5 protein-coding genes, 1 tRNA gene and 2 rRNA genes are annotated in these 5,329 nt (G+C 26.4%); 6 read left to right on the top strand and 2 right to left on the bottom strand.

All coding sequences use genetic code 11. The features are described from left to right. Positions 1-42 precede the first annotated feature (42 nt). The 3 genes from rrf (at position 43) to ACYUCG_RS15070 (ending at position 1,447) form a co-directional block, all read left to right on the top strand. Positions 43-160, top strand: a 5S ribosomal RNA gene (rrf, locus tag ACYUCG_RS15080). 5 nt (positions 161-165) lie between these two features. Then, positions 166-241 (top strand) — tRNA-Lys (locus ACYUCG_RS15075). Between the two features lie 141 nt (positions 242-382). After that, entirely contained in the window at positions 383-1,447 is a 1,065-nt protein-coding gene (locus ACYUCG_RS15070) for an extracellular solute-binding protein (protein ID WP_283703768.1), read from the top strand. Positions 1,448-1,521: 74 nt separating this feature from the next. On the opposite strand, the gene ACYUCG_RS15065 is transcribed toward ACYUCG_RS15070, so the two are convergent. Further along, positions 1,522-1,824, bottom strand: a complete 303-nt coding sequence (locus ACYUCG_RS15065) for a hypothetical protein (RefSeq protein ID WP_003448492.1) — start codon at positions 1,822-1,824, stop codon at positions 1,522-1,524. 118 nt (positions 1,825-1,942) lie between these two features. Further along, positions 1,943-2,698: a signal peptidase II gene (locus ACYUCG_RS15060; RefSeq protein WP_139934330.1), complete on the bottom strand. Its 756-nt coding sequence runs from the start codon at positions 2,696-2,698 to the stop codon at positions 1,943-1,945. Between the two features lie 215 nt (positions 2,699-2,913). On the opposite strand from ACYUCG_RS15060, the gene ACYUCG_RS15055 reads away from it, so the two are divergent. From ACYUCG_RS15055 to ACYUCG_RS15045, 3 genes are all read left to right on the top strand, one after another. Further along, on the top strand, positions 2,914-3,717 hold the full coding sequence (locus ACYUCG_RS15055) for a class I SAM-dependent methyltransferase (protein ID WP_003476349.1): 804 nt from the start codon (positions 2,914-2,916) through the stop codon (positions 3,715-3,717). A gap of 189 nt (positions 3,718-3,906) precedes the next feature. Further along, the gene (locus ACYUCG_RS15050) at positions 3,907-4,707 is read left to right on the top strand and encodes a pyruvate, water dikinase regulatory protein (protein ID WP_003466672.1); all 801 of its coding nucleotides are present in this window, start codon (positions 3,907-3,909) and stop codon (positions 4,705-4,707) included. Positions 4,708-5,263: 556 nt separating this feature from the next. Further along, positions 5,264-5,329 (top strand): 16S ribosomal RNA (locus ACYUCG_RS15045); the annotation flags it as partial.

The raw sequence follows: 5,329 nt of genomic DNA, 5'->3' as shown, positions 1-5,329 counted from the left end.
ATTAAATATGTGCAATTTTGAAAGAACAAAAACTTTCAAACATCTGGTGATGATGTTCTTTAGGGTAACACCCGTTCCCATTCCGAACACGACGGTTAAGCCTTTAGAAGCCGATGGTACTGCACGGGAGACTGTGTGGGAGAGTAGGTTGTCGCCAGGTCTTATGATTTGCTAGCTCAGTCGGTAGAGCACGTGACTTTTAATCACGGTGTCCAGGGTTCGATTCCCTGGCAGATCACCAAAAACCTCTCTAATAAGAGAGGTTTTTTTTGTATATAAAAATATATTATATAAATTAGTGGTAAAATAATTTATACTTAAGTTAGTTAAGAATATAAAAAAGAGTTTTAATTATATTTTTATAGTATTTGGGAGGAGAGTAATGAAAGGAATAAAGAAAATATTATCATTAGGTTTGCTTTTAGTATTTTCATTTTCAATGGTATCTTGTGGTGGATCAAAAGAAAATACTTTAGAGGGTACAGTAGTAGTAACAAGTAAATATCCTGATGAAGTTAATAGTTATATAGCTGAAGAATTTAAAAAAGAAACTGGAATATCAGTTAAATATGAAGTGAAAGATGAAATAAAAGAAGATGATTTTAAAAATACAAATACTGATATTATCTTAGGTGGAGATAATGAATTATATAAAAAAATGGCTTCAGATAATATTCTTAAAGGATATAAAACAAGTTGGTATAGTGATGTAGATGATAATTATAGAGATAAAGATGGATATTGGTATTCAATATTTAGAAACCCTATGGTAGTTGCTTATAATAAAGCTAACTTAGCAGCAAATCTTGTACCAAAGAGTTTATCTGATTTAAAAAATGGGAATTTAGCTAATAAATTATTAATGGTAAATTCTAACAATTATTATACAAAGTATTTTATATCTGCTACAGCTTCTTATTTAAGTAAAGAAGCAAATAATGATGATAATATAGGAAATACTTTCTTACAAGGTTTAAAATTAAATGTGTCTACATTTTTTAATAATTACGATGAATTATTTACAGTTTTAGATACTAAAGAAACTCCAATAGGAATTTTACCTTTAGATGTTTTAAATAAAAAAATTAAAGATAATGCTAATATAACAAGAATTGATTTTCAAGAGGGTGTACCTGTTATAACTGAATGTGCAGGTATATTAAAATCAGCTCCTAATCCAAATGCTTCAGAACTATTTATGGAGTTTGTAGCTGGGCCAAAGATTCAATTAGAACTAGCTCAGAAATTTAATATAATGCCTACATTACCTGTAGCAATAAAATATTCTCCTGACTGGATTAAGAATTTTAAAACTTTAGATATAGATAATAATGTTGTTCTTGAGAATGAAGATAAATGGGTTCAATTCTTTAATGGTGTTGTTAAACCTGAAGTGCCTGCCAAGACAACTAACAATCCTGTTATTAAAGGTAAGAAGAAATCTTAATACATATTAAAAAAGAGATATTATGTTTAAAACATAATATCTCTTTTATATTTAAAGTGTGAATTGTAAATAGCTTATTCGTATTTAAATTTAATGATAACTTCTTTGATTTCTCCTTTAGAGTTAGTTCTAACCTTAAAATCTTTGATATCTTTAAATTCATTGTTAATTTGGAAGTTAAGTTCATTTATAGTAGCTTTGGCCTTTTTAGCTAAATCACTATCTTCGATAACTTCAAATCTTTGCTTTTTAGTTGTAATTTCCTTGTTTCTATCATCAACTACAACATAGTATTTATCGCCTTCTTCAATTACAACATACTCTTTACCAAAAGTTAGGCTTGAGCATAATGAATTATCTATACATCTTACTAGCATAGCTACTCTCCTCTCAATTAATATATTAAATTCTCTACACCTTTAATATATCACAATAAGAGGCTTTGTCCATTATAAATGGATAATTAGATTAAATTTGTGATATCTTACAAATATACTATTTCTTAAGTTTTAATATATTTACTAGTAAATCATTTTTAGCAAAAATAAGGAATCTTTTTACTGAAGCAAGATCATCTTTTAAGGTACTAGTGCTATCATCTTTCCAATAATCATTGAAGTATATACATAGGATGAAAAATAAAATAGCTAAATTTATATATATATCTTTAAAATCAGCTATAAATAAATTGCTTATACCTATGAAGTCTAAGCTTCCACCATAAAAAACCTTATCTATTAAAGAGCATAAAGCACCAGCCATTATAAACACTATACACATATCTGCATTAAAATCTTTATGGCCATTATGGACATAATATCTATAACATTCAAAGAATATTATTAATGCTATTAAATTTAATATTATAAGGAATCCAAAGTCTAATCCAGTTCCAAAGCGAACATTTAGCCAAGAGCCATCTGTATTTATAATTGGTTGGAAGGTTAAAAAATTACCTATAATATTAAAATGATCATTGAAAAACCATTTATGTATAATAAATTTTATTCCTTGATCTAAAATCATTAGAATCATAAATATCCATAGTAATGTTTTTTTGCTAAATCCATCTTTATATTTATTTACTAAAACATATACGAGATATCCTACTAATGCAAAAGGAATTATTAAAAACAACATCATAAGAGTTTCAGAATTCTTTTCAATTCTTCCAGTTAAAAACTCAAATAAGAAATAAATCAACCACATTATAGGCAGTATCCCTATAGTTACCCATTTCTTTTTATTCATTATTACCTCCCTATAAGATATACCATTAGAATATTTAATTAAAATAACAATAACTTTTATAAATATTAAAGAGATATCTATAACTTTAGTCTATAATAGTGTCATTAATTAAACTAAATCAATTTTAACATAGTTAATTATTACAATTAAAGAGGATATATAGAATTTTAAAAGAATATATAAATTATCACACATAATAAATGACGAGGTGTTTTATGACAGATATTATAAGAGAGTACTATAATAAAAATAGTAAGAATGAATGGCTTAGATTAAATGATCCATATAATAGATTAGAATTATTTAGTACTATGTACATGATAAAAGAGTATTTTCCTCAGGAAGGAAAAATATTAGATATAGGCTCAGGACCAGGAAGATATTCAATAGAGCTATTAAAAAGAGGATATGAAGTCAGTTTAATGGATTTGTCAGAAAAATCTATAGATATGGCAAAAAATAATATAGAAAGTATGGGATTAAAAGCAAAGGATTATATTTGTGGAGATGCTTTATATTTAGACTTTATAAAAGATAATACCTTTGATGGAATACTTCTTATGGGTCCTATGTATCATGTTCAATCAAAAGAAGATAGAATTAGAATATTAGAAAATTGTATGAGAATATTAAAACCAGGTGGGATTATATTAATAGCTTATATAAATTCTTTAGGGGTATTAAAGGTAGGTCTTTCAGACTTCCCACAAGAGTATAAAGATATAAATAAGATATATGACTTATTTGATGAAAAAGGATTTAGTGAGGAAGAATCTTTTACTGAAACATATTTTACTGTTCCAGAAAAGGCTATTTCTGAGGTTAATGAGGTAGGTTTTAATATATTAAGTAGAGCAGGGGCTGAAAGCTTTTTAAGTGGACAAGCTTTTTATATGACTAAATATTATTTAGAGGACAAGGAAATATACTTTAATTTATTAAAGGTTGCAACTGAAAAATGTGAAGATGAAAGATTTAGAGACTCAACAGAACATCTTCTAATAGTTGCTAAAAAATAAATAGTATTTTAAAGATTAAATAGTTTATTTATATAAAATAGTAACTATGAGAATTAATTTAAATCCATGGTTTAAAAGCTCTAGTAGCTATAAAATATAAAAACTAAAAGGGAAAAGAGAGTAAATTACATTAAAAAAACAACAATAATAGTAGAGTTGTTTTTAGATGAAAAGAGAGGAGTAATTTTTATGTTAACAATTTTTGCAGTTTCAGATTCCATAGGAGAAACAGCACAGCAGGTGGCTATGGCTGCTGCTAGTCAGTTTAAGGATAATGCTGAAGTTAAAAGAATTCCTTATGTTAAAAGCTTAGAAGATGTAGAGGATTTAATGAAAACCATTGAGGATTGTGAAGCATGTATGATTGTATCTACAATAATAACTGTTAATGTTAGAGAGTATCTAACACAAAAATGTATTGAGAAAAATATAAATATAATAAATGTATTAGGTCCAATAATAAATGTAGCTTCAACAATATTAAATAAGTATCCAGATTATAATCCAGGTGCTATGTGGAATACTGATGAAACTTATTATAAGAGGATAGAAGCTATGGAATTTGCTATGCAGTATGATGATAGCAAAGACTATAGAGGATTAAAAAATGCTGATGTAGTTCTTGTTGGATTATCTAGAACATCTAAAACTCCACTATGTATGTATCTTGCTAACAAGGGAATAAAGGCAATAAATATTCCACTAGTTCCAGAGGTAGGTGTACCAGAAGAATTATATGAAATTGATAAAAAGAAAATATTTGGACTTACAATAAATCCACTTCAACTTATAGAAATAAGAAAAAGAAGATTAGATAAGTTTCATAGAATATCAGCAGATATAGAGTATGCTTCTGATTCAAGAATATTAGAGGAGTTTGAATTTGCAGATAAGATACTTAGAAAAATAGGGTGCAGAACTATAGATGTAACTCAAAGAGCTATAGAAGACACTGCTTTAATAATAATGGAAAAGTTAGGTGTGAAATAATTTTTTATAAACATAATTATTTTAAAACACAAAATTTAATAGGGATGAATATAAAGCTACTAGTATTTTTTTATTAGTAGCTTATATTTTTATTATCTTAAATAAGTGATTAAATTAATGTTACATAAATAAAAAATAGTATTTTTAAATTTATTAGTATATTAGTTTGTACTATATTTTGGAATTATTTTGAATATATTATATTAGAATGTAAATAACAACTAAATATACTAATCCAGGTGTATCAATATAAGAATTAATAAGAAAATAGATGAAAATAAAAGAATTATAATTATAATTTAGAATTTTTAATGTTAATAAATAGTGAATAGAATTAATATCATGGTAAGATAAATCTCGTCGCTGAGAGACACACAAACAACTCAACAAAACAAATTAAAAGTTTTAAAAAAAGTTGTTGACAAAGTTTTAAAGTGATGTTAAACTAAGAAAGTCGCTTGAGGGCGATGAAAAAATGGTCTTTGAAAATTAAACAGAAGATATTAACATAAACCAGCAATTCTTTTATAAGTAATATGAGTATAGATTAAACTTTTAAATTGAGAGTTTGATCCTGGCTCAGGATGAACGCTGGCGGCGTGCTTAACACATGCAAGTCGAG

Source organism: Clostridium sp. CTA-17 (assembly GCF_054767895.1).
This window is presented reverse-complemented; position numbering and strand designations above follow the sequence as displayed.